The sequence below is a fragment of the Allocoprococcus comes genome (genome assembly GCF_013300725.1).
Classification (GTDB): domain Bacteria; phylum Bacillota; class Clostridia; order Lachnospirales; family Lachnospiraceae; genus Allocoprococcus; species Allocoprococcus comes_A.
On the sequence record NZ_JAAIMM010000016.1, the window covers coordinates 67,391 to 89,073 of the forward strand.

The window sequence follows — 21,683 nt, forward strand, 5'->3', positions numbered from 1 at the left end:
TCATTATCTCCTTCTGTCTTTCTTTTCTCTGGCAAGAAGTGCTGCCCCGTATGCCCCCGCAAAACGGCCAAACTCTTCTGATTCCACTTTCTGATCCAGCTTGTCTGACAGGATTCCTGTGAAATAAATGCTGTGACTGAGTCCTCCGGTCAGGATCACTCTGTCTCCAAGTTCCTTTTTCTGCGCAAGCTGCACTACTTTATTGGCAACAGAATCTACCACTCCGGCCGCAATATCTTCACGCTTTTTTCCTTCTCCGATATAGTTGATCACCTCAGATTCGGCAAATACCGTACAAAGTGAACTGATCGGAATAACTTCTCCTGCTGCCGCCATATCAAATAATTCATTGATCGTAACACCCAGGCGGTTCGCCATGATTTCCAGAAACTTTCCGGTTCCCGCCGAACATTTATCATTCATCTGGAAATCGGCTACCATTCCATTCTGTACAACGATCACCTTCGTATCCTGTCCTCCCACATCAATGATTGAACAGTCCCCCCCTGCAAGTTCACGACCACCTCTGGCATGGCAGGTAATCTCAGTAATTACATGATCTGCAAAATCAACTGCGATTCTTCCATATCCTGTAGCAACTACCTTTGTCTCATCTGAGGTAACATCTACCCCCATCTCAAGCAGCTTATTCTTGATCTTTTCACAAGTTTCTTTGCTGCTCCATCCTGTCGGCAGTACGAAATGTTCTTTCTTATCTCCTTCAACAACAACCTTGGATGCTGTTGATCCGATATCAATTCCTACATAATTCATATTTCTTCCCTTTTCTCTCTTTAATGACATCCTGTTTCTATGCTGTTTTTCCAAAATGCCTCTGATTATTAGGATAACATTTTCACAATATTTCTTCAATAAAACTGCCTGTTTTACTTATTGTTTATCCGAATAGATTAACTCCTCTATAGGGTTTTTCTATTGTAAAAATTCCTCCGATATGTAGTACCTTCTATTTGGAATTTCATGTTAAAAAAATGAGCCTGCCTAAAAAGCAGACTCATGCACTATTCTTTATTCTGATAGCTGATTTCCATCAGGCAGAGTCCCTGCGGCGGTGCTGTGACCGCTTCCCTGGTTCTTTCTCCGCCTTCCAAAAGTTCCTTTACCTTTTCCGGTTCGTAAAATCCTCTTCCGACACGCACCAGTACCCCGGCTATGATGCGCACCATGTTATACAAAAATCCATTTCCCGTAATCCGAATCGTAATATGCTCTCCGCTTTGCAGAATCTGCAAATCCGTGATTGTCCGCACCGTTGTCTTTGCATTCGTACGGATACAGCAAAATGGTGCAAAATCGTGTTCTCCTACCAGATAAGCCGCTCCGCGCCTCATCTGCTCCACGTCCAGATCAAAACTTACAAAGTAATTATAAAGCCTCTCTGTCGGAATCGGCACTTTCGTATTGATGATGTGATATTCATAGGTTTTCAGAGTATCCTGATAACGTGGATGCCAGGTAAGGTCCACTTCATCTGATCTCACGACTACAATGTCCTTCGGCAGCCGCTGATTCAGTGCGTAGGAAAAGCGCTCCGCCGGAATCCGGCTTTCGGTGTCAAATACCGCAATATTTCCCCTTGCGTGAACCCCGGAATCCGTCCGGCTCGCCCCGATCACCTGGATCTCTTCTCCGGTGAGCTTACAGATTGCCTTATTCAGAACTTCCTCGATCGTAATTCCATTTGGCTGGATCTGCCAGCCACAATAATTTGTTCCATCATAAGCTACGGTTAATCTGATTCTTCTCATCCCACAGCTCCTTAAAAGATCCACAGTTTAAACGGAACATATCTTCCGACAACAAATGCTGCCACCACATACAGGATCGTGATCAGATACGCCACATGGTCTGTACTCTTATAGATCAGAGGTTTCATCTTGGTTCTACCGTCACCGCCACGGTAACATCTTGCTTCCATTGCCATTGCAAGATCATTGGCACGACGGAATGCGGATACAAAAAGCGGAACCAGGATCGGAATCATTGCCTTTGCCTTCTGGATCAGATTTCCACTTTCCATATCCGCACCTCTGGCAATCTGTGCCTTCATGATCTTATCCGTCTCCTCCAGAAGGATCGGAATAAAACGAAGTGCGATCGACATCATCATCGAAATCTCATGTACCGGTACATGGAGCTTATTCAACGGGTTAAGGAGCTTCTCCAGTCCGTCTGTCAGTGAATTCGGTGTAGTTGTCAGTGTCATAAGTGAGGATCCCATGATCAGATAGATCAGCCGGATCGCCATATAAACCGCTGTGCTTAAGCCGTACTCCGTGATCTTGATAAAACCTACATGGACCAGTGTCTCTCCGCCCGGTGTCAGAAATAAGTTGAATCCTACTGTGATCAGAAGCAGAATGACGATCGGCTTCAGTCCTCTGACGATGAACTTGAACGGTACTTTTGACAGCTTGATGCATCCAAACAGGAACACAGTCGCAAGTACATATCCCAAAATACTTTTAAATGTAAAAAGAGAAATCAGATACAGCAGTGTGCATACAATCTTCACACGCGGATCCAGCTTATGGATACGGCTGTCAGCCGGATAATATTGTCCAATCGTTATGTCTCGAATCATTTGGCTGCCCTCTCCTTCTTCAGTGCTTTCATAATGCCATCCGCTGCTTCTTCTATCGTGGTTGCATCTGTCGGAACATCCATTCCCTTTTCCTTCAGCGCATGCATGATGTACGTTACCTGTGGTGCTGCAAGTCCCACACTTTCCAGTTCTTTGTAGTGTGCAAACACTTTCTTTGGCACATCATTAAACATGACACTGCCTTTATTCATCACAATAATACGATCCACATATTTTGCAATATCTTCCATACTGTGGGAAACTAAAATGACAGTCATGTCTGCTTTTTCGTGCAGATAGGCAATCTGATCCAGGATCTCATCTCTTCCCTTCGGATCCAGTCCTGCAGTCGGTTCATCCAGAACCAGTACCTTCGGACGCATTGCCAGTACCCCGGCGATTGCTGCACGCCGTTTCTGTCCGCCTGACAGATCAAACGGGGAATGATCGTAATATTTTTCTTTGAGACCAACAAGCTGCAATGCCTCTCTTGCCCGCTTTTCACATTCTTCCGGTGAAAGTCCCTGATTCTTCGGTCCAAAACAGACATCCTGAAGTACATTGACCTCAAAAAGCTGATGCTCCGGATACTGGAATACCAGCCCGACTTGATTTCTCAGCTCACGTAAGTTATAGTTTTCTCCGTAAATATTCTCTCCGTTGTAATAAAGTGCTCCGCTTGTCGCCTTGATCAGTCCGTTCAGGTGCTGGATCAGTGTCGATTTACCGGAGCCGGTGTGACCAATGATCCCGACAAATTCACCGTGCGGGATTTCCAGAGACACATCCTTCAGCGCATGCTTTTCATATGCGGTTCCTTCACTGTATACATAATTGATATGTTCTAATTTAATCGACATAATATCTCCACCAATTCTTCCTTCTTCAAAACTCCCGCCGGAATATCAAGTCCTCTTTTTCTCAGCTCGTCAGCAAGAATCGTCACCTGCGGCACATCCAGTCTGTAGTGCTTTAACGTATCCACCTGTGAAAAGATTTCTCTCGGTGTTCCCTGCATTACCACATGACCATGATCCATTACGAATACGTGGTCTGCATCTACAACCTCTTCCATATAATGAGTGATCAGAATCACTGTAATGTGTTCTCTTTTTCTCAGCTCCATCACACTTCGAAGTACTTCTTTTCTTCCGTTCGGATCCAGCATCGCAGTTGGCTCATCCAGTACAATACACTTTGGACGCATTGCCATGACACCGGCGATCGCAACCCTCTGCTTTTGCCCACCGGATAATTTATTCGGTGAATGGTGACGGTATTCAATCATCCCAACCGCTTTCAGGCTGTCTTCCACTCTCTGCCAGATCTCCTCTGTCGGCACGCCCAGATTCTCCGGGCCAAATCCTACATCTTCCTCAACGACTGTTCCGATGATCTGGTTATCCGGATTCTGGAATACCATTCCGGCGCTCTGACGTACATCCCACAGATGCTCATCTTCCTTCGTGTCCATTCCGTCTACCCACATAGTTCCGTCAGACGGAACCAGCAGAGCATTCATATGCTTTGCAAGTGTAGACTTCCCAGAGCCATTATGCCCCAGGATTGCAATAAACTGTCCCGGCTCGATATCCAGCGATACCTCATCAATAGCGCGGCTTTTCCCTATAACATTACCTTCTTCGTCACGCTTTGCATATTCAAATACAAGTTTATCTGTCTTGATCATTTTCATGGTATTTCCTCATATCCATTCTGTAATTTATCTGTCCATACTGTACTAGATTATAACCTAACTGGAATGCCTATGCAATTGATTTCCTGATTGTATCAAAAAAAGAATGCGCCTTCGCACATTCTTTTCCTGTGTTTCTACTACATTTTTTCAATCTTATCCCTGAGTTTCAGCATTTTTGCATCCAGCTCAGAAATTTCATCTGCATAGGTTTTTAATTCCTTTGCAACCTCTTCATTCTCTGTCTTCTTATAAAATAACTGGTACTTAAGCACAGACCAGTAATCCATTGCCACCGTACGGAGCTGGATCTCCACCTTTTCCTTCAGTGGTCCTTTGGATGAATAAATTGGGACCTCCACAATCAGGTGCAGACTTTTGTATCCGTTCTTTTTGGGATTCTTAATATAATCTTTCTCCCGGATGATCTGTACATCTCCCTGCGCTTTCAGACGATCTGCAACCTCGTACACTTCATCTTCAAATGGACAGACCACACGAATCCCGATCAGATCCTTCAGTTCTGCTCTTGCCGTGTCAAAATCCGGCTCCAGACCTTTCCTGATCAGTTTTGTATAAATACTCTCTGCCGTCTTCACTCTGCTGCTGATCTGGTTGATCACAACATGGCGTTTCTTGCGCGAAAGATCTGCATTTATCATATTCAGCTTTGCTGTAAGAAGATCGATTGCAGCTCTGCATCTGAGCTGATACTTCTGATTCTGAAGTGAACAGTCTATCTCTGCAATCTCTTTTGCAGCTTCTGTCCGGATCAGCTTTTCAGGGCATTTATTTTTCTGCTTTATCTTTGCCTTCTGTTTCTTTGGCATAGGCATCTCCCTCTTTGTCTTTTTTTTCACACAATATACATTGTATCATCTTTTACCCTGAAAATCATCAATTCCTGTTCAAAGAAATGTTAAATTTTTTCTTCCAGATTCAAAAAGCGCAGTAAAAGCTCTGCATTCAGCCGTGCAATATTATCGCTCCAGTCAATCTGCAGAAGTTCGTTTACCTTGTCGATCCTCTTCCTGATCGTATTGATATGTACATATAATTTCTCAGCCGTTGCGCTGTAGTTCATATTATTTTCCAGATATACTTTTAAAGTCTTTAAAAGCTCGATATTCTTTTCATCTTTCAGGAGCACACTGTAAGCCGAGAGCATATGAGTAAGCTCTTCTTCCGGAATATCCAGCCATGCAAGTGCACCAAGCTGAGAATACTCCCATGCAAAAAGGCTTGGATAAATCATTTTCCCCATATTCAGTGCTTTCTGGCATTTCTCTATGCTCTGACGGATATGCCCAAGAGAAGCGGCATCCAGTGAATAACCAAATTCCAGTGCCGTCTCCGGACAGCTCTTCAGAACTCTTCTCCGGAATTCTTCCAGAAGTGCAAGGATATGACCTTTCTCCCAGTCTTCTTCTCTGTCTTCCAAAAAAAGAATTCCCACATTTTCTCCGATCATTGCGATTCTGGCATATTTGATCAGACTGCTTTTCCGGTAAGCCTCAAGGATCTCTTTTCTCCGGTTTGGAAGTTCTTCCTGATTGTCCGCACGCCGGAACAATACATACCTGTATTTTGTACTCATGGAAATCCCCTGTACATTCGCCTGAAACATCATCTTCTGTGTATCATCTTCCGTTGCACTCAAAGCGTATAACACAAAGTTCTCAAATCCGATATTTCCCATGTTCTGTGCCGCTACGATCTGCTCATATAATCCCTGCAGCATCAGATAGGCAATCCGGATACTGTACTCATCATAATAATCCAGGAATTCCCGCGCTTCCATCACGGCAAAATACGCCTGTACACTTCCATTTACAGAAATCGGGATCCGTATCCAGCTGATTCTCGGTCCCTCCTGGTGACTCTGATTCACAAGACGGTATCTCACCATGTCCATATAATCACAAAGTGTATGCCGGGTATACGGCATTGACGGCTCCCAGAAATCCTCTGTTTCAAGTCCGAATCCTTTCGCTATCTTCTGAAAATTCATCGAACTGTAATACGCCTCTTCTTCTACAAAATCATATAAAAATGCCGGGAACCCCATCTCAGCCTCCATCGCCTGCAGGATCCGCTTGATCTTCTGCTCTTTATATGAAAAATTCGACATCTGAAATGTCATATGACTGGTATTGATCCGCAGCCTGCGTATGGTCCGGTTCAGCACAGCAGTATTAATCTGGCTCATCACTTCCATCCATGGTGCTGAAAACGGCATGGAGATAAGGGGCACCTCATACTGATCAAAAAGCCTCAGTATCTCCTCCGGTATCTTCTCCAGATACCGTTCTCTTTTGATCATCATTCCCGCCGATTTCTGGACACTTCCCTCCCGGAACGCTTTTTCAATACAATCTGGTTCCTTTGCAATAACGTACCCTGATGAAAGTACCAGTTCCTTCCCTTTCGTCCAGTGAAATGCATCCGGTGCCTCCATAACTGTGATCCCCTGGATCTCACGGTGCAGTCCCTTTGCCCCCGCCAGAACGTAAAACTCCTTAAAATAGTCCTGCGATAATAATTCCTGTATTGCGATACCCATTTTTGTCTCCTGCCTGACTGCACTTATCCCCCTCGAACAGTCTGTTTTTCTCCTATTTTCTCAGTGTAACATTCATGAAAATTCTTGTCAAATCCAGTCACACACTTACTTTTTTTCCTCATAAAAATCCCGGAAACCTTACGGCTCCGGGACCTTTTTTCTTTACTTTTTCTTGTTCTTATTCACCGTCATACATCGGTGCATATGGTTCTCTGTCCTGCGCATCGAATTCGTCCTGAATTTCTTTTCGCAGTTCCGGCTGTGTATACAGGTCATATGCTGTTGCCGCAATGACTTTCGCTGCGTAAAATGCACCCTTCTGTCCAATCGTACTTCCAGCAGATGCACAGCTCTGCCAGGTATGCGGTGCAACACCAACCGGCCAGCAAACTGCGGTAAAGAGGTTCATCGGCATCATCTGGCTCACATCTCCACTGTCCGAAGAAGCAGTAAGCGGTGCTTTTTCCCAGGCGTTTCTGGAAACAACGCCATCTGCTAATGCCTTTTCTTTTGCTTCATACATTCTCTGATCTCTGTCTTTGATCGCCGGATCAACGGTAGCCTGTAGCTGCCTTGCAAATTCCATTTCCTCTTCCGTATAAGTTGGTGTTCCGACCTCCTGAAGGTTCTTCCATGTCAGATCTGCAAATGATTTTTCACTGACCATATCGCAGCAGCCATATTCAATCCTGGTATCAACCTCCGTCTCTGTCATCATTGCAGCACCTTTTGCTATAAGTGTCAGTCTGCGGAGAATATCTTTTACATCACTGATGTGCGGAGCCCTTGTAAAATACCATGCGCTTGCTTTATCCGGCACGATATTCGGTGAAAATCCGCCACTGTCTGTAGTATAGTGGATTCTTGCCTTGTCAACTACATGCTCTCTTAAATAGTTGGCGCCTACACTCATAAGTTCCACTGCGTCAAGTGCACTCCGCCCTCTTTCCGGTGCAAATGCTGCATGTGAAGTTTTTCCTTTGAAATAAAACTTCGCAGATGCACTAGCCAGATATCCTTCATCATAAATCATGTTTGCAGACATCGGGTGCCAGCTCAGTGCCATATCGCATCCATCAAACATATGATAATATGCCATTTTTACTTTTCCACTTAACAATTCTTCTTCCGGGCATCCATAGAATCTTAAGGTTCCCGGAATTCCTTCCTGCTCAAGAAACCGTTTGATCATGATCGCACCTGTCACAGCTCCTGCTCCCAGAAGGTTGTGTCCACAGCCATGTCCTGCTGCCCCCGGTGTTACCGGCTCTTTTGTAATCTGGCATTTCTGTGAAAGTCCCGGAAGTGCATCATATTCCCCAAGCACTGCGATCACCGGTTTGCCACTTCCGTACTCTGCATAAAATGCATGTGGAAGATGTTCTTCATTTACAATTACAAAACCTTCGTGATGAAGAAGCTCACGGATCATATCCGCTGACTTCTGCTCATTCCCGCCAGTCTCAGGATTATTCCATAAATTAGTGCAGATGTCCACGCAGGTAGACTTAAGCTCCTCCATCTGCCCAAGCATCTCTTTTTTCGTCATATCTACCTCTCCTTTTCCACCTAATTATACACCATTCTTACTTTCCGGCTTCTTTTTTCTTTCCATAGGTTGCAAGTGTTACACCGATTGCTACGAATACACTCGCAAGAGTTGTCAGATAGTTTGCTGCTCCCGGAAGCCAGTTGAAAAGACCTGCGTTGATTGCAATACCGATGAGAATTGCAAATGCAAGCATACCACCTGCAAATTTGATTCTTTTCAGTCCAAACTGCATAAGCAGGGCACCAAACAGTGCCGGAAGCAGATAATTCAATGCCTCTGTCACACTTGCCGGCATTGCTGAAAGTACAGAGCTTCCGAGGATAACTCCGATCGTCAGCACAGATACGTTGATGACGATGGATGTCGCCATACCGATTACTGAAATGATCGAACCTTTTTCTGTTCCTGGTTCAACTTCTGCTGCAACCTGTGCCATACCGGCACAAGGAACTCTCATGTTGGAAATATTTCCTGACATGAATGCCATATATGTACCTACCGGGCCAAGTACGGTAAAGTAAGAGATCGGCTCTACGATCCAGAGGAATCCGAATGCGCTGGCTGCTGAAATGAATGCAGTAGCAAGTGCTGCCGGTTTCGGAAGAAGTCCATAAACAACTGCAAGTACAAGTGCCGGTAAGAACGATAATATCGCTCCAAGAAATCCGGTAAGTTTACCGATCTTATGCATCTGCGGCATATATTCGCCTTCATAAAAACCTTTATTTTCCATGTTCGTTCCTCCTTAAATCACAGCTGTGATGATCATTGCTGCCAGAATTGAGATCGTAAGATTCCATTCTTTCAGCCACTTGATATTCTTTTTTTCTGAAATAGTTAAAAGTATTGCCATAAATACAGCTCCGAGTACGCAGGCAACTGAGTTTTTATTCAGCTTGATCAGATGAGAAGATGACATTGAACTAAATGCACCAATGATAGCCGCACTTGAAATTGCCATCAGTTTTGCCGGATCTCCACCTGAAATTTTGTGCTGTACCTTGTCCATACGGCTTGCAGAAATTGTTGCAAAGATGATCCATCCGATCGATCCAAGGATCATGGTCCATACTGCCATATCAAGTGCCAGTGGTGTCAGTGTATCTGCTCCAAGCTGTACACCAACTGATGCAGTACCAAAACCTGCTGCGATAGATTCAAACATAACCGAACCGATCAGGGAAAGTCTCATCCACGCCATCGGTCCTCCTACAGTGATCAGAAGGGAAAGCATTCCGCTTAAGATTACAATAGATGGTCCAATGGAAGTGATCGCGCTGCTCTTGATCGCGTTCTTCATCTGCTTTTCCGTAAGTCCGATCTTCTTTCCTGCCGAATAAGATTTTTTTGCAAAGATCAGGGCCTGTGCGATAACGAGTATTACCGGGATTCCACAGGCGATCCACATCGGTATACTGTTGGCGATTTTCATAGCATCCATATTGCTACCTCCTTAGAAATAAATAAAATATTCATAAAATTTATTGAAATTATAATAAAATTATCGCGATAATTCTATGAATAAATCTTCACTTTTTCATGAAAGGGCATATGGAGGTGAAGAAATATTCACTTCCATATGCCCTTTCATGAAAAAATATTTTATCGATAAAGTCTTTCAGTAAGCAATTTGTATTGCCATTCTCTATAAGCCTTTCAAAACTTCCACTTCGCCAAATGCTTTCAGAAATTGTTTTTTTCCATATCCCGGAAATTCCAGCTCAATCATCATCTCATCCTCAGAAATAATCTCGCCTTCCCCGTACTTCGGATGTCTGCCTTTTTTCTTTGGCTTCTGTGCTTCTTTCTGCTCTTCTTCCTCCTGCTTTTTCTCCCTGATCATCTCCCGCGTCTCTTTCCGCAGCTTCTGCAAATTCGCTTTCCGCGACTCACTTCCCGGCTTTTCTTCCCAGTCAAGCAGTTCTTCCGGCAACATCCGCAGATAATTGCTTGGTGTCTCAAAGGTTCCCGGAATCGTCGGATTGGTATAATAGGAAAGTTCCAGATTCCTTCTCGCACGAGTAAGTCCTACAAAAAACAGACGACGTTCCTCTTCTTCCTGTTCCATACTCTTGCAACGCAGTGGAATCAGTCCCTGGTTCATTCCTATAATAAATACATAATCAAATTCCAGACCTTTTGAAGCATGCAGTGTCATGAGCTGGACTGCATCTTCTTCCACTGTCTTTTCTTCCGGCAACTGTTCATGCTCCTCAGCCTGTTCGCTTGCAGACTGCTCAATCCTCTCTTGTGCAAAATGTTCCCGGATCATATGCGGCTTTTCCGGAACCGGATCTTCATCCTCTTTCCGTTTTGCCGGGAGCACAAATGGAAGCCCTGCCCTTTCAAATACTTTTTCCAGAATCTCTGCCTGCTTCTGCACCCGGTAGAAAACCGCGATTTCCCGGTAAGCAAATCCCTGCGCATGAAGCTCCCGGATTCGCTCAGTCAGATATTCCGCCTCAATAAATGAGTCGTAATGATTCCTTACCAGAATCTTCTCTCCCCTGCCTGCACTTCCTTCAATCTTCCCACCAAACTGCAGAAAACGGTTAGCTGCTTCCAGGATCACTTCACTGGAACGGTAATTGACCGGCAGGGATAATTCTTTTGCTCCGAACTTGTGCTTGATCAGAAAAAACATATTCGGCCCGGTTCCTCTCCAGCTGTAGATTACCTGATTTGGATCACCAACGGCAAAGAATCTGGTCTGCTCACCTTTTAATGCCTCCAGAAATTCCAGCTGCTTTTCGTCACTGTCCTGCACCTCGTCGACAATGATCCACTTAAGATCCAGCTCCTCTTCCTTCTCTTTTGCCACCCGCGTACCCTCTTTTAGAAGATCGGCAAAAGACATTTTATTTTCCTGTCTTTTTTCTTTATCAAGAAGCGGAAAAATTTTAAACAAATCATCTTTGTATTTTCCTTGTGTTCTTCCTCTGCGGTATGCTGCATAATCCTCTTCCATCCGCTTTTTCAGACGGTTCTGGTATTTGATCTTATAACCGCCTTCTTTCGCGATGGCAAGCACCATTTCCATTTCATCTTCCGGTGTGATAACGGTAAATTCCCGGTTCCATTCTCCTGCTTCTGCTCCCTCCTCTGTCTTTTCCGGCAGAAATCTTCGCAGAATCCGCAGTGCAACACTGTGAAAAGTTCCGAATCCCCAAAGTTCTTCTTCTGTCAGTTCTGCTTCTTTCCTGGAAAGACGCTCTACAATCTCATCCGCTGCTTTATTGGTAAAAGTAAGCACTGCCATTTTCTCGTATGGAATCTGTTTTTTTTCATGCAGATACCGCACCTTTTCAATCAGCACCGTCGTCTTTCCGCTTCCTACATTTGCATTTACCAGACATGCCGGATTCTCATCCAGTACTGCCTCTTTCTGATAGGGATTCAGGGTTCTTGTTTCTTCTATGTTATTCATTTCCAAGTTTCTCATCATATCGCCTTTTTAAACGGTTCCTCTTCTTTTGCTGTTCCTTTTTTTCCTGCTCGTCCATCTTTGCTTCAAATCTTACCCTGATCTGCATATCAGCCGGACAGATCACATGATACCGCAGGGTATTCGCCAGACTTTGCAGATTATCCGGCTCCATCAGCCACTTCGCATAAAATTCATTTTCCATCGTCAGGATCAGCTTGTGTCCTTCTGTACTTACCTTGCGGATCGTCTTCAAGAACTGCCCTCCGGCTTCCCCATTCTTAACCACGGCATAGCAGACTTTATCCCATTCATCCGGCAAATTAAAGAAAGAAAACTCTTTCCGGATCACAGGCTGTGGTTCTTTGATATTCTTTTTCAGATAAACCGGCGCTTCACTCTCTTCCAGAAGATTCTCCAGTCCCCAGAGTACTATCTTCTTATCCAGATTATAATCTCCCACACATGCCGGGCAGCCATCCTCACATGGACAGCCGCTGACCATTTTGACTGCACTCGCCAGAATCTCCGGAATCAGATCATAGATCTTTTCCGAATAACCAAGCCCTCCCTCGTATTTGTCATAAATAAAAAGAGAAACCTTTTCTTCCCGGAATTCATCCGGAATGGTCGCATTATTGGACATTGTCACATCAATATCGTCACGCTCCGTCATTGTCACCATCATCGCCGCGTTTTTGATTGCATACTGCATTCCGTCGAAATGATTGTTCAGCACCAGCTCTCCCATGCGGTTCGGTTGCAGAAGACTACGGTAAACTTTAACAACATTCTCAGGCATCGTGATCCAGGTACTTTCCGTATCATAATCTTTCTGAAGTGGCTGCGTCAGTGTTACATATCCAAGATTCTGATGGTTATGGAACTGTAATTTTTTATACATGGCAATGATCTCATTGACATTGATATCTCCAAAACGGATATCCGTCCGCTTATAGGCTTCCTCCTGAAATACCTGCAGGATCCGCGTCTCTTCCTGTCCTGCCGGTACCGTATAATAATCCCCTGTAAACGGAATGGCGTAAGCTGTCCGGCTGACCAGATCCATCTTCGTGATCTCATAGGATGCACCATCATGCATATACACAGCACCCGGATGGATCTCATGGTATGCCTGGGATTCGTCCATCTCCGTAATCTCATGTCCGTCCTCCTGCGCGAGCAGCTTGAACCTGGTCTTGTCCATATTACGCAGACTATAATCCCCTGCCGGAAATGCAGGTCCCGCCCAGGCAAATCTTCCGGCAAGGCTTTTTACTTCTCCGGCGCTTAAAAGCACCGGGATCATTTCTCCAAGATCCGGAAAAAGCGCAATATCACCCAGTGAAAGTGGCATCTCAGCAGCCGCTGCGCGCAGATGTGCAAGCTCGATCAGAAGATTGTCCGGATCCACGATCGCATTTTCACTTTCTCTTGAGAACAGCCATTCCGGATCGATGGCAATGTACTGGTCAAACGGTTCATTTTCCAGTATCAGATAATTGACACAGGCACTGCCGCTTCGTCCGGCACGTCCACTCTGTTGCCAGAAGGACGCCCTTGTCCCCGGATAACCGACGATCACAGTTGCATCCAGCTTTCCGATGTCGATCCCAAGCTCCAGTGCATTCGTCGATACCAGCCCGGCCAGTTCTCCCTCCGTCATCTTCCGCTCAATCTCTTTTCGCTCCAGCGGGGTATAACCGCCACGGTATCCTGCGATCAGATCTGCCGGATTCTTGCCGCCCACCCGCGCCATTCCAAGAAATCCGGCAGCATCTAATTTATCCTTTGCTTCTTTTAGAATAACTTCTACATTTCTTCTGGATCGTCCAAAGGTGATAAAATGATGATCCTCTTCCACCAGCTCCGGTATCAGTCCGGCTGCCACGTTTGACGCCGCAATCCTTCCGTATACTTTATCATTATTCCCCTTGATCTCCGGCGGCTGGATAATACAGTATTCCTTCTCCGGTGCCGGCGATCCATCCCGGTCAATCAGCGTAAATCCGCTTCCACAGATCTTTTCGGCAAGCTCTACCGGATTGGCGATCGTCGCGGAGCTGCACAGAAAATGCGGATTCGAATGGTAATACCGGCAGATCCGGTGCATTCTCCGGAAAATATTTGCCAGATGTGCTCCGAAAGCACCGCGGTAGGAATGAAGCTCATCGATCACTACATATCGTAAATTTGCAAAAATCGCGTCAAACCCGTAATTGCTGTGATTCGGAAGGAATGCCGAGTTCAGCATCTCCGGATTGGTCAGGATAATATTTGCACCCTTGCGGATCCTTGTCCGCTCGGCAGGTTTGGTATCTCCATCGTACACGCCTGCAGAAACCCTTCCCTCTCCGAAAAATTTCAAAATCGGCTGCATCGCGCGGTACTGGTCACTTGCCAGTGCCTTCGTCGGGTAAATAAAAATCGCACGTGTCAGCGGATCTTCCAGAATTTCCTGCAATACCGGAAGCAGAAAGGCAAGCGTCTTTCCACTTGCAGTTGATGTGGTGATCACTACATTTTCTCCGGATCTGACCTTTTCGAACATTTCCACCTGATGTGCATAAAGTCTGGAAATATGGTTGCTTTCCAGATATCCCCGGATTTCTTCCCGGAACTCCTCCGGGTAGTTCCGGTACAACGGCTCCCTTTTCTTCATTTTCCTTGTATAAATGATCAGCTTTTTAATTTCTTCCGTCATGAATTCCTCCATAATTTTAAAAATGTGCACCTATGGCACGCAATACCTTTTATTTCACAGGAAGTTCCCGTAGAATAAAAACCAAACACATATTCGTATGTATAGTATAGCATGGCTTTCCCATTCCTTCCATAGATATTTAGTGTATAGATACTTTCTATATCAATCATGCAGATTATCTATAGAAAATGTTGTCCATGCAACATACATTTTATTAAAAGAATGTTAAATTTTTATTTTAGATATGTAAATTTTATTCAGGGAGGAATACATACAATGAAAAAGAGATTTTTATCAATCGCTCTTACACTTGCTATGGTATCATCTATGGCAGTAGGATGCGGAAGCAGCAAGTCAGATTCTGCTGACAGCAAAAAAGAAGAAACAAAGACAGAAGCATCTGCTGATTCTGACAGCAATCAGATCTTATTCAACGGATCTTCTACTTTAGCACCGGTTATCACTTCTATGGCTACTACATTCTTTGATACTTATGGAACATGGGATGCATATGATTCATCTCTTCCAAAAGAAGATATCGCAATCTACGTTTCAGCAGGCGGATCCGGACAGGGAACCAAAGCCGTTATCGACGGAACTGCAACATTTGGTATGGTTGCAAGAAGCGTAAAGGATGAAGAAAAAGAAGCAATCAAAGACGAAAAAGAATATCAGGTTGGTATCGATGCTCTGACGATCGCAGTAAACCCGGCTAATCCGGTAAATGATATTCTTGATGATCTTACAACCGAACAGATCGTAGGACTTTTCTCCGGTGAATATGCTACATGGAAAGATCTTGACTCATCTCTTCCTGACGAAGAAGTTGTTGTTATTACACGTGATATCAACGGTGGAGCTCATGAAGTATTCCAGAAGAATATCATGGGCGACACAGAAGTAAAAGCTGATGCAATCCAGGCTTCTTCTATGGGTGAACTTGTTCAGGATATCATTGATAACCAGTATGCAATCGGATATGCTTCATTTGGTGTTGCTAACCAGAACGAAGGAAAAGTAACTCCGCTGAAAGTAAACGGTGTTGCTGCAACAAAAGAAAACATTCTTGATGGATCTTACATCATCCAGAGACCACTTCTTCTTGTAGGTTCTGGTGATCCGACAGATGTACAGCAGGCTTTCCTTGATTACGTTCTTGGTGATGAAGGACAGAAAACTGTAGAAGATATGGGATTCATTCCTATGAAATAATCTTCTGATATGAAAGGGGTGTGCAAAGACACACCCCTTTTTCTTGCTATATGTCGCTGGTTAATCCCAGGGATAAATTTTGATTTGTATCCGGACAGCACTGTCTGTCCTGCATCATACATAGAAAGGATTTACTATGTTTAAGAAACTTTCAGATAAATTCAGCAAAGGAATCATTTATCTGGCTGCCTTTCTCGTAACGGCACTGATGGCAGTCATGCTGATCCATATTGTGAAAGAAAGTATTCCTGCCTTTTCACAGCTTGGGATCAAAATGGTCCTGCCTTCCACTGAATGGCATCCGGTCAGTCAGAAACCGCAGTACGGACTTTTACCGGCGATTGCCGGTACCCTTTATGTCTCAGCGATCGCAGTTGTCCTCGCACTCATCTTCGGCGTTGCCTGTGCCTGCTTTCTGGACTATTACCTTCCGAAAAAGATGGCATCCGTATTCCTTGCGTTCATCGATCTGGTTGCAGGAATCCCGTCCGTCATCTTCGGATTCATCGGACTTACGGTTCTTGTAAAAACCTTTGCCACCCATCTCCATATGGCAGCCGGTCAGTGTATCCTGGCAGCCGGGATCGTGCTTGGGATCATGCTTTTACCATTCGTTATTTCCACCTGTCATGAATCCCTGCAGACTGCACGGAAGACTTACGAGTTCAGTGCGATCACACTTGGATTCTCCAGAGAATTTACCCTGCTGCATTTTATTCTTCCGGCAATCCGTCCGGGAATCATTGCTGGTGCAATGATGGCGTTCGGCCGCGCACTTGGCGAGACAATGGCAGTCATGATGGTAATCGGTAATTCTCCGATTTATCCCAAACTCCTTGGACGAGGTCAGACACTTCCTGCCCTCACCGCACTGGAAATGGGAAGTATTGAATACGGAAGCCTTCACCTCTCCGTACTTTACGTTGCAAATGCTGTGCTGCTTGTGATTCTTTTCATCGTACTCGGTATCAGCTATCTTCTGAAAAGGAGGCTTGCCACCCATGAGAACTAAACTGCAGAAATTTTTCACACGCCTGATTCTCAGTATACTCGGGCTTTGCGTGATCGCTGTCACACTCTTCCTTTTCCTTTATGTCTTCTGGAAAGGGAAAAAAGTATTTAGCCTGTCCTTCCTTCTGGACAAGCCTGCCGGTGTTCCACTTGGAACTGCAGGCGGTATCTATCCGGCACTGATGGGTTCCATTTACCTTGGCGCACTTTCCGCACTGATCGGCGGTATCCTTGGTATCGGTGCTGCCATTTATCTTGTATTTTACAGCACCGGAAAACGATTTTCCGGACTTGTAAATATGGCGATCACCGGACTTTCCGGAATTCCCTCAATCCTTTTTGGGCTGGTCGGATATACGCTTCTGATCTACCGTTTTGGACTTAGCCGCAGCCTTCTGTGTTCGTCACTGTGTGTTGCAGCAATGATCATTCCTTTTGTTGCGATCCGCGCCAAAAAGATCCTGGATGAAAAAGGACGCGAATATATGAAGACCTCCTTAAGTCTCGGCCTTTCCCGTGAATATGCCCTCCGTAAAATGATCCTTCCTGCCTGCTTTGTAGAACTTCTAGGAACCGTTGCACTCGGAATGGCATACGGAATGGGTGCCGTTGCACCGATTTTATACACCGGAGCTGTCATGCAGGCTGATGTTCCGCATTCGCTCTCTGATCCGTTCATGTCACTTCCATATCATCTGTATATCCTTGTGAACAACGGATTTTCCCTGGATTACGCTTACGGAACCGCATTTGTGCTGATGCTCTTCCTGCTCATCATCCAGTTAATATGTAAATTTATCACCTATCTACGAAAGGACAACTGATATGCTGAATATAGAAAATCTAAAATGCGGATTTGGAAAACATGAAATTCTTCACGGAATCAGCCTGACAATTCCCAAAGGACAGATCACAGCGATCGTCGGACAGTCCGGCTGCGGAAAAACCACTTTTCTGAAATCCCTGAACCGGATGGTGGAGGAAGAAGGCGGCTACCTCTCAGGGGCGATCACTTTAGAGGGAACCGACATCAAATCTCTTCCGAAAGAAGAACTCAGAAGGCGCATTGGTATGGTTTTCCAACAGCCGATTGCTTTCCCACACAGCATTGAGAAAAATCTGTCTTACGTGCTGAAATATCACGGCGTCCGTGATAAAAAAGAGATTTCCGAAAAAATCACTGAATCCTTACAGAAAGCAAGGCTCTACAATGAGGTCAAAGACCAGCTGAAAAAATCTGCCCTCAAATTATCCGGCGGACAAAAACAGCGTCTTGCTATCGCACGAAGCCTCTGTGCCGATCCGGAAATCCTGCTTCTTGACGAACCGTGCTCCGCACTGGATATGAAAAATACAATTGCGATCGAAGAGACTCTTCTGGAATTAAAAAAACAATATACCTTTGTTATTGTCACCCACAATCTGGCTCAGGCAAAGCGAATTGCCGATCAGGTGATCTTTATGGATCAGGGGAAAGTGCTGGAAGTGACAGAAAAAGAACAGTTCTTTGCGAATCCGGCATCAGAACCGGCGAAAGAACAGATACAGTATATGTAATAAAAAAACGTCCGATTATCACATTTTACTCCTTGATAACCGGACGATTTTTTTATTTCTATTTTTTATTTCAGCATCTCTCTGAGAAGTTCATTAACCATACCCGGATTTGCTTTTCCTTTCATTGCCTTCATGATCTGTCCAACCAGTGCTCCAAGTGCTTTTTCTTTTCCGCCCTTGAAATCTTCCACTGCTTTTGGATTCTTTGCAATCACTTCTTCTGCGAGCGTGCGAAGCGCACCTTCGTCATTGACCGTCTTCAGTCCATGGTCTTCTACATATTTTTCCGGATCCACATCCTCTGCGAATACCTTTTCAAATACCTCTTTTGCTACAGAACTGTTGATGGTTCCCGCGTCTGCAAGTTCGATCAGTTTTGCAAGATTCTCCGGTGAAAATTTAATATCTGCCGGCTCCTGTCCGTTTTCATTTAACAGACGCATGGTTTCCACCATCAGCCAGTTCGATACTTTTTTCGGCTTGTTGCAGATTGCGCAGGTCGCCTCAAAAAGATCAGCCATCTTCTTCGTTCCGGTAATGATCTCTGCATCATAACGAGGAATGTCATAATCTTTCTCATAGCGCGCAAGCTTTTCGTTTCTCAGCTCCGGCTGCTGGTCTTTGATCTTCTGGATCCACTCATCACTGATCACGATCGGTACCAGATCCGGTTCCGGGAAATAACGGTAATCCTGCGCATCCTCTTTGGAACGCATTGCATAAGAATACTCTTTGTTATCATCCCATCTTCTGGTTTCCTGGATAACTTTCTTTCCTTCCTCGATGAGTTCAATCTGTCTCTGTCTTTCTCCTTCGATCGCATGTGTAATTGCTTTAAAGGAATTCAGGTTCTTCATCTCGGTTCTGGTTCCAAACTCAGAAGCACCTACTTCCCGAATGGAAAGGTTGACATCTGCTCGCATAGAACCTTCCTGAAGCTTACAATCTGACGCTCCAAGATACTGACAGATCATACGCAGTTTTTCCAGGTAAGCAATAACCTCATCTGCCGAACGCATATCCGGCTCAGATACGATCTCAATCAGCGGCACACCGCTTCGGTTGTAATCCACCAGTGAACAGTCTTCCCACTCATCATGGATCAGCTTTCCGGCATCCTCTTCCATATGCATCTCATGGATACGGACTTTTTTCTTCTGCTCTCCGACTTCAATCTCTACATAACCGTCTCTCGCGATTGGCAGATAGAGCTGTGAAATCTGATAGTTCTGCGGGTTATCCGGATAGAAATAGTTCTTACGGTCGAATTTGCACACTTGTGTGATCTTACAGTTTGTCGCAAGTCCTACTGCCATCGCATATTCTACTACTTTTTTATTTAATACCGGAAGGGAGCCCGGCATACCGGTACATACCGGGCAGGTATGTGTATTCGGTGCACCCCCGAATGCAGTACTGCATCCACAGAAAATCTTTGTCTTTGTTGCCAGTTCTACATGAACTTCCAGTCCGATTACGGTTTCATACTGTCTTGACATCTACGCTTCCTCCTTTCCGGCTGCTTCTGTTTTGTCGTACATAGATACCCATTTTTTCTCTGTCAGGCACTCATAAGTATAAGCTGCCTGGAAAAGCTTCTTCTCCTGGAAACAGTCTCCAATGAGCTGCATTCCGACCGGAAGACCTTTTGCATCTTGTCCAACCGGGATACTGATTCCCGGAAGACCTGCCAGATTCACGGAGATCGTGTAAATGTCACCCAGATACATTTTGATCGGATCACTTAAGGAAGAGCCAAGCTTCGGTGCTGTCGTCGGTGCTGCCGGAGCAAGGATCATATCGTATTTTGCAAATGCGCTGTCAAATGCCTTCTTGATCAACGCTTTGGTACGGAGTGCTTTCAGATAATATGCATCATAATATCCGGAACTGAGTACGAAAGAACCAAGCATGATACGGCGTTTTACTTCCGGTCCAAAGCCTTCCGAACGTGTCTTTTTGTACATCTGGTGCAGTTCTTCATAATCCTTTGTGCGATATCCGTATTTGACACCGTCAAATCGTGACAGGTTGGAACTTGCCTCAGCAGATGCGATGACATAATAAGCCGGAATCGCATATTTTACAAGTCCAAGATCAAATTCTTCAATCTCAGCTCCTGCATTTTTCAGAACCTCTGCAGCTTCCAGGATCGGTTTTTTCACTTCTTCGTCCAGACCTTCTCCAAAATAATCTTTTGGAATGCCAATCTTCATCCCTTTTACATCGTTTACCAGCGCACTTGTAAAATCCGTGTCCTGACGTTCTACAGAAGTGCTGTCTTTTGCATCATGGGATGCGATAGTCTCAAGAACCGTCGCACAGTCGGTTACATCCCTAGCAACCGGTCCGATCTGGTCAAGAGATGATCCGTAGGCGATCAGTCCATAACGGGATACCGTTCCGTAGGTTGGCTTGATTCCAACGATTCCGCAGTAAGAACTTGGCTGACGGATCGATCCGCCGGTGTCAGATCCAAGAGCATATGGTACTTCCAGCGCCGCAACTGCCGCACAGGAGCCACCGGAAGATCCACCCGGTACATGCTCCAGATTCCACGGATTCTTTGTCTCTCCATAATAAGAAGTTTCAGTCGTGCTTCCCATCGCAAATTCATCCATATTCGTCTTTCCGATCACAACTGCACCTGCTTTTTCCAGGTTCAGAACTGCTTCTGCTGAAAATGTCGGTACAAAATTACTCAGAATTTTTGAACTGCAGGTAGTCGTCACACCTTCCGTACACATGTTATCCTTGATCGCAACCGGTACTCCCGCAAGCGGTCCTGTCAGTGTTCCATCATCGATCAGCTTCTGCACCTCTTCTGCTCTTTTAAGTGCTGCCTCTTTCTGAAGTGACACAAAACTGTTTACTTCTTTTTCTACTTTATCTATCTGTGTAAAGCACGCTTCCACTGCTTCTTTTACTGTAACCTCTTTTGCCTGAATCTTTTTTCCGAGTTCAACGGCTGTAAGACTTTTCAAATCCATCCTGGTCTCCTCCTATGCGAATGTTCTAGGTACTTTGTAGCTCTGTTCCTTCTGCTGTGGCGCATTTGCCAGCATTGCCTCGTGATTGTCTCCATTAGTCACTACATCCTCACGGAATACGTTATTTACCGGAAATACATGTGACATCGGTTCAATTCCTTCTGTATCCAGTTCATTCAGGGTATCAATATAATCAAGCATGGTTTCCATGTCTTTCTTTGCCTGCTCTTTTTCTTCGTCAGAAAGCTCCAGCTTCGCCAGAATTCCAACGTACTCAATTGTTTCATCCGAAATCTTATTTGCCATTGTCCTTATCCTTCCTACTACAATATATTTATGGTTAATATCCCTTACAGCCAGTAAGGAATT

General features: G+C 44.9%; 19 protein-coding genes. 4 read left to right on the forward strand and 15 right to left on the reverse strand.

Features of this window, described 5'->3' with window-relative positions:
• Positions 1-3: 3 nt before the first annotated feature.
• The 12 genes from G4407_RS09965 to G4407_RS10020 form a co-directional block, all read right to left on the reverse strand.
• On the reverse strand, positions 4-774 hold the full coding sequence (locus tag G4407_RS09965) for an acyl-CoA dehydratase activase (protein WP_173688777.1): 771 nt from the start codon (positions 772-774) through the stop codon (positions 4-6).
• A gap of 248 nt (positions 775-1,022) precedes the next feature.
• A complete protein-coding gene (truA, locus tag G4407_RS09970) occupies positions 1,023-1,769 on the reverse strand; it encodes a tRNA pseudouridine(38-40) synthase TruA (RefSeq protein WP_173688778.1) in 747 nt (248 codons plus the stop codon).
• Between the two features lie 11 nt (positions 1,770-1,780).
• On the reverse strand, positions 1,781-2,605 hold the full coding sequence (locus G4407_RS09975; RefSeq protein WP_173688779.1) for an energy-coupling factor transporter transmembrane component T family protein: 825 nt from the start codon (positions 2,603-2,605) through the stop codon (positions 1,781-1,783).
• Positions 2,602-3,465, reverse strand: a complete 864-nt coding sequence (locus tag G4407_RS09980) for an energy-coupling factor transporter ATPase (protein WP_173688780.1) — start codon at positions 3,463-3,465, stop codon at positions 2,602-2,604. The genes G4407_RS09975 and G4407_RS09980 overlap by 4 nt, the downstream gene beginning before the upstream one ends.
• On the reverse strand, positions 3,450-4,301 hold the full coding sequence (locus G4407_RS09985; RefSeq protein ID WP_173688781.1) for an energy-coupling factor transporter ATPase: 852 nt from the start codon (positions 4,299-4,301) through the stop codon (positions 3,450-3,452). Before G4407_RS09985 ends, G4407_RS09980 begins: the two co-directional genes overlap by 16 nt.
• A 140-nt stretch (positions 4,302-4,441) precedes the next feature.
• Positions 4,442-5,131: a GTP pyrophosphokinase gene (locus G4407_RS09990; protein ID WP_173688782.1), complete on the reverse strand. Its 690-nt coding sequence runs from the start codon at positions 5,129-5,131 to the stop codon at positions 4,442-4,444.
• 89 nt (positions 5,132-5,220) lie between these two features.
• Entirely contained in the window at positions 5,221-6,864 is a 1,644-nt protein-coding gene (locus G4407_RS09995) for a PucR family transcriptional regulator (protein WP_173688783.1), read from the reverse strand.
• Positions 6,865-7,042: 178 nt separating this feature from the next.
• Positions 7,043-8,413, reverse strand: coding sequence for an amidohydrolase (locus tag G4407_RS10000; RefSeq protein WP_173688784.1), 1,371 nt, complete (start codon positions 8,411-8,413; stop codon positions 7,043-7,045).
• A gap of 37 nt (positions 8,414-8,450) precedes the next feature.
• Positions 8,451-9,149 (reverse strand): hypothetical protein, encoded by a 699-nt coding sequence (locus G4407_RS10005; protein ID WP_173688785.1) that lies wholly within the window; start codon positions 9,147-9,149, stop codon positions 8,451-8,453.
• 12 nt (positions 9,150-9,161) lie between these two features.
• Complete coding sequence (locus tag G4407_RS10010; RefSeq protein ID WP_008373153.1) at positions 9,162-9,857, reverse strand: DUF5058 family protein; 696 nt, start codon at positions 9,855-9,857, stop codon at positions 9,162-9,164.
• Positions 9,858-10,061: 204 nt separating this feature from the next.
• Positions 10,062-11,843: an ATP-dependent helicase gene (locus G4407_RS10015; RefSeq protein WP_173688786.1), complete on the reverse strand. Its 1,782-nt coding sequence runs from the start codon at positions 11,841-11,843 to the stop codon at positions 10,062-10,064.
• Positions 11,836-14,544, reverse strand: coding sequence for a DEAD/DEAH box helicase (locus G4407_RS10020; RefSeq protein ID WP_243868821.1), 2,709 nt, complete (start codon positions 14,542-14,544; stop codon positions 11,836-11,838). The genes G4407_RS10015 and G4407_RS10020 overlap by 8 nt, the downstream gene beginning before the upstream one ends.
• A gap of 276 nt (positions 14,545-14,820) precedes the next feature.
• Here G4407_RS10020 and G4407_RS10025 point away from each other — a divergent pair, with 276 nt between their 5' ends.
• From G4407_RS10025 to G4407_RS10040, 4 genes are all read left to right on the forward strand, one after another.
• Positions 14,821-15,756 carry a phosphate ABC transporter substrate-binding protein gene (locus G4407_RS10025; RefSeq protein WP_173688788.1) on the forward strand — a complete coding sequence of 312 codons (936 nt, stop codon included), beginning with the start codon at positions 14,821-14,823 and terminating at the stop codon, positions 15,754-15,756.
• A gap of 136 nt (positions 15,757-15,892) precedes the next feature.
• Positions 15,893-16,768, forward strand: coding sequence for a phosphate ABC transporter permease subunit PstC (gene pstC, locus G4407_RS10030; protein ID WP_173688789.1), 876 nt, complete (start codon positions 15,893-15,895; stop codon positions 16,766-16,768).
• Positions 16,758-17,591, forward strand: coding sequence for a PstA family ABC transporter permease (locus G4407_RS10035; RefSeq protein ID WP_173688790.1), 834 nt, complete (start codon positions 16,758-16,760; stop codon positions 17,589-17,591). The genes pstC and G4407_RS10035 overlap by 11 nt, the downstream gene beginning before the upstream one ends.
• A gap of 1 nt (position 17,592) precedes the next feature.
• Entirely contained in the window at positions 17,593-18,324 is a 732-nt protein-coding gene (locus tag G4407_RS10040; RefSeq protein WP_173688791.1) for a phosphate ABC transporter ATP-binding protein, read from the forward strand.
• Between the two features lie 65 nt (positions 18,325-18,389).
• Here the strand turns inward: G4407_RS10040 and gatB are convergent, their stop codons facing one another.
• Genes gatB through gatC form a run of 3 tightly spaced genes read right to left on the reverse strand, consistent with a single transcriptional unit; the run spans position 18,390 to position 21,620 of the window.
• Positions 18,390-19,823 carry an Asp-tRNA(Asn)/Glu-tRNA(Gln) amidotransferase subunit GatB gene (gene gatB, locus G4407_RS10045; protein WP_173688792.1) on the reverse strand — a complete coding sequence of 478 codons (1,434 nt, stop codon included), beginning with the start codon at positions 19,821-19,823 and terminating at the stop codon, positions 18,390-18,392.
• Entirely contained in the window at positions 19,824-21,314 is a 1,491-nt protein-coding gene (gene gatA, locus G4407_RS10050) for an Asp-tRNA(Asn)/Glu-tRNA(Gln) amidotransferase subunit GatA (RefSeq protein WP_173688793.1), read from the reverse strand. It abuts the gene before it with no gap.
• A 12-nt stretch (positions 21,315-21,326) separates the two neighbouring features.
• Positions 21,327-21,620, reverse strand: coding sequence for an Asp-tRNA(Asn)/Glu-tRNA(Gln) amidotransferase subunit GatC (gene gatC, locus G4407_RS10055; protein WP_008373126.1), 294 nt, complete (start codon positions 21,618-21,620; stop codon positions 21,327-21,329).
• Positions 21,621-21,683: the final 63 nt, after the last annotated feature.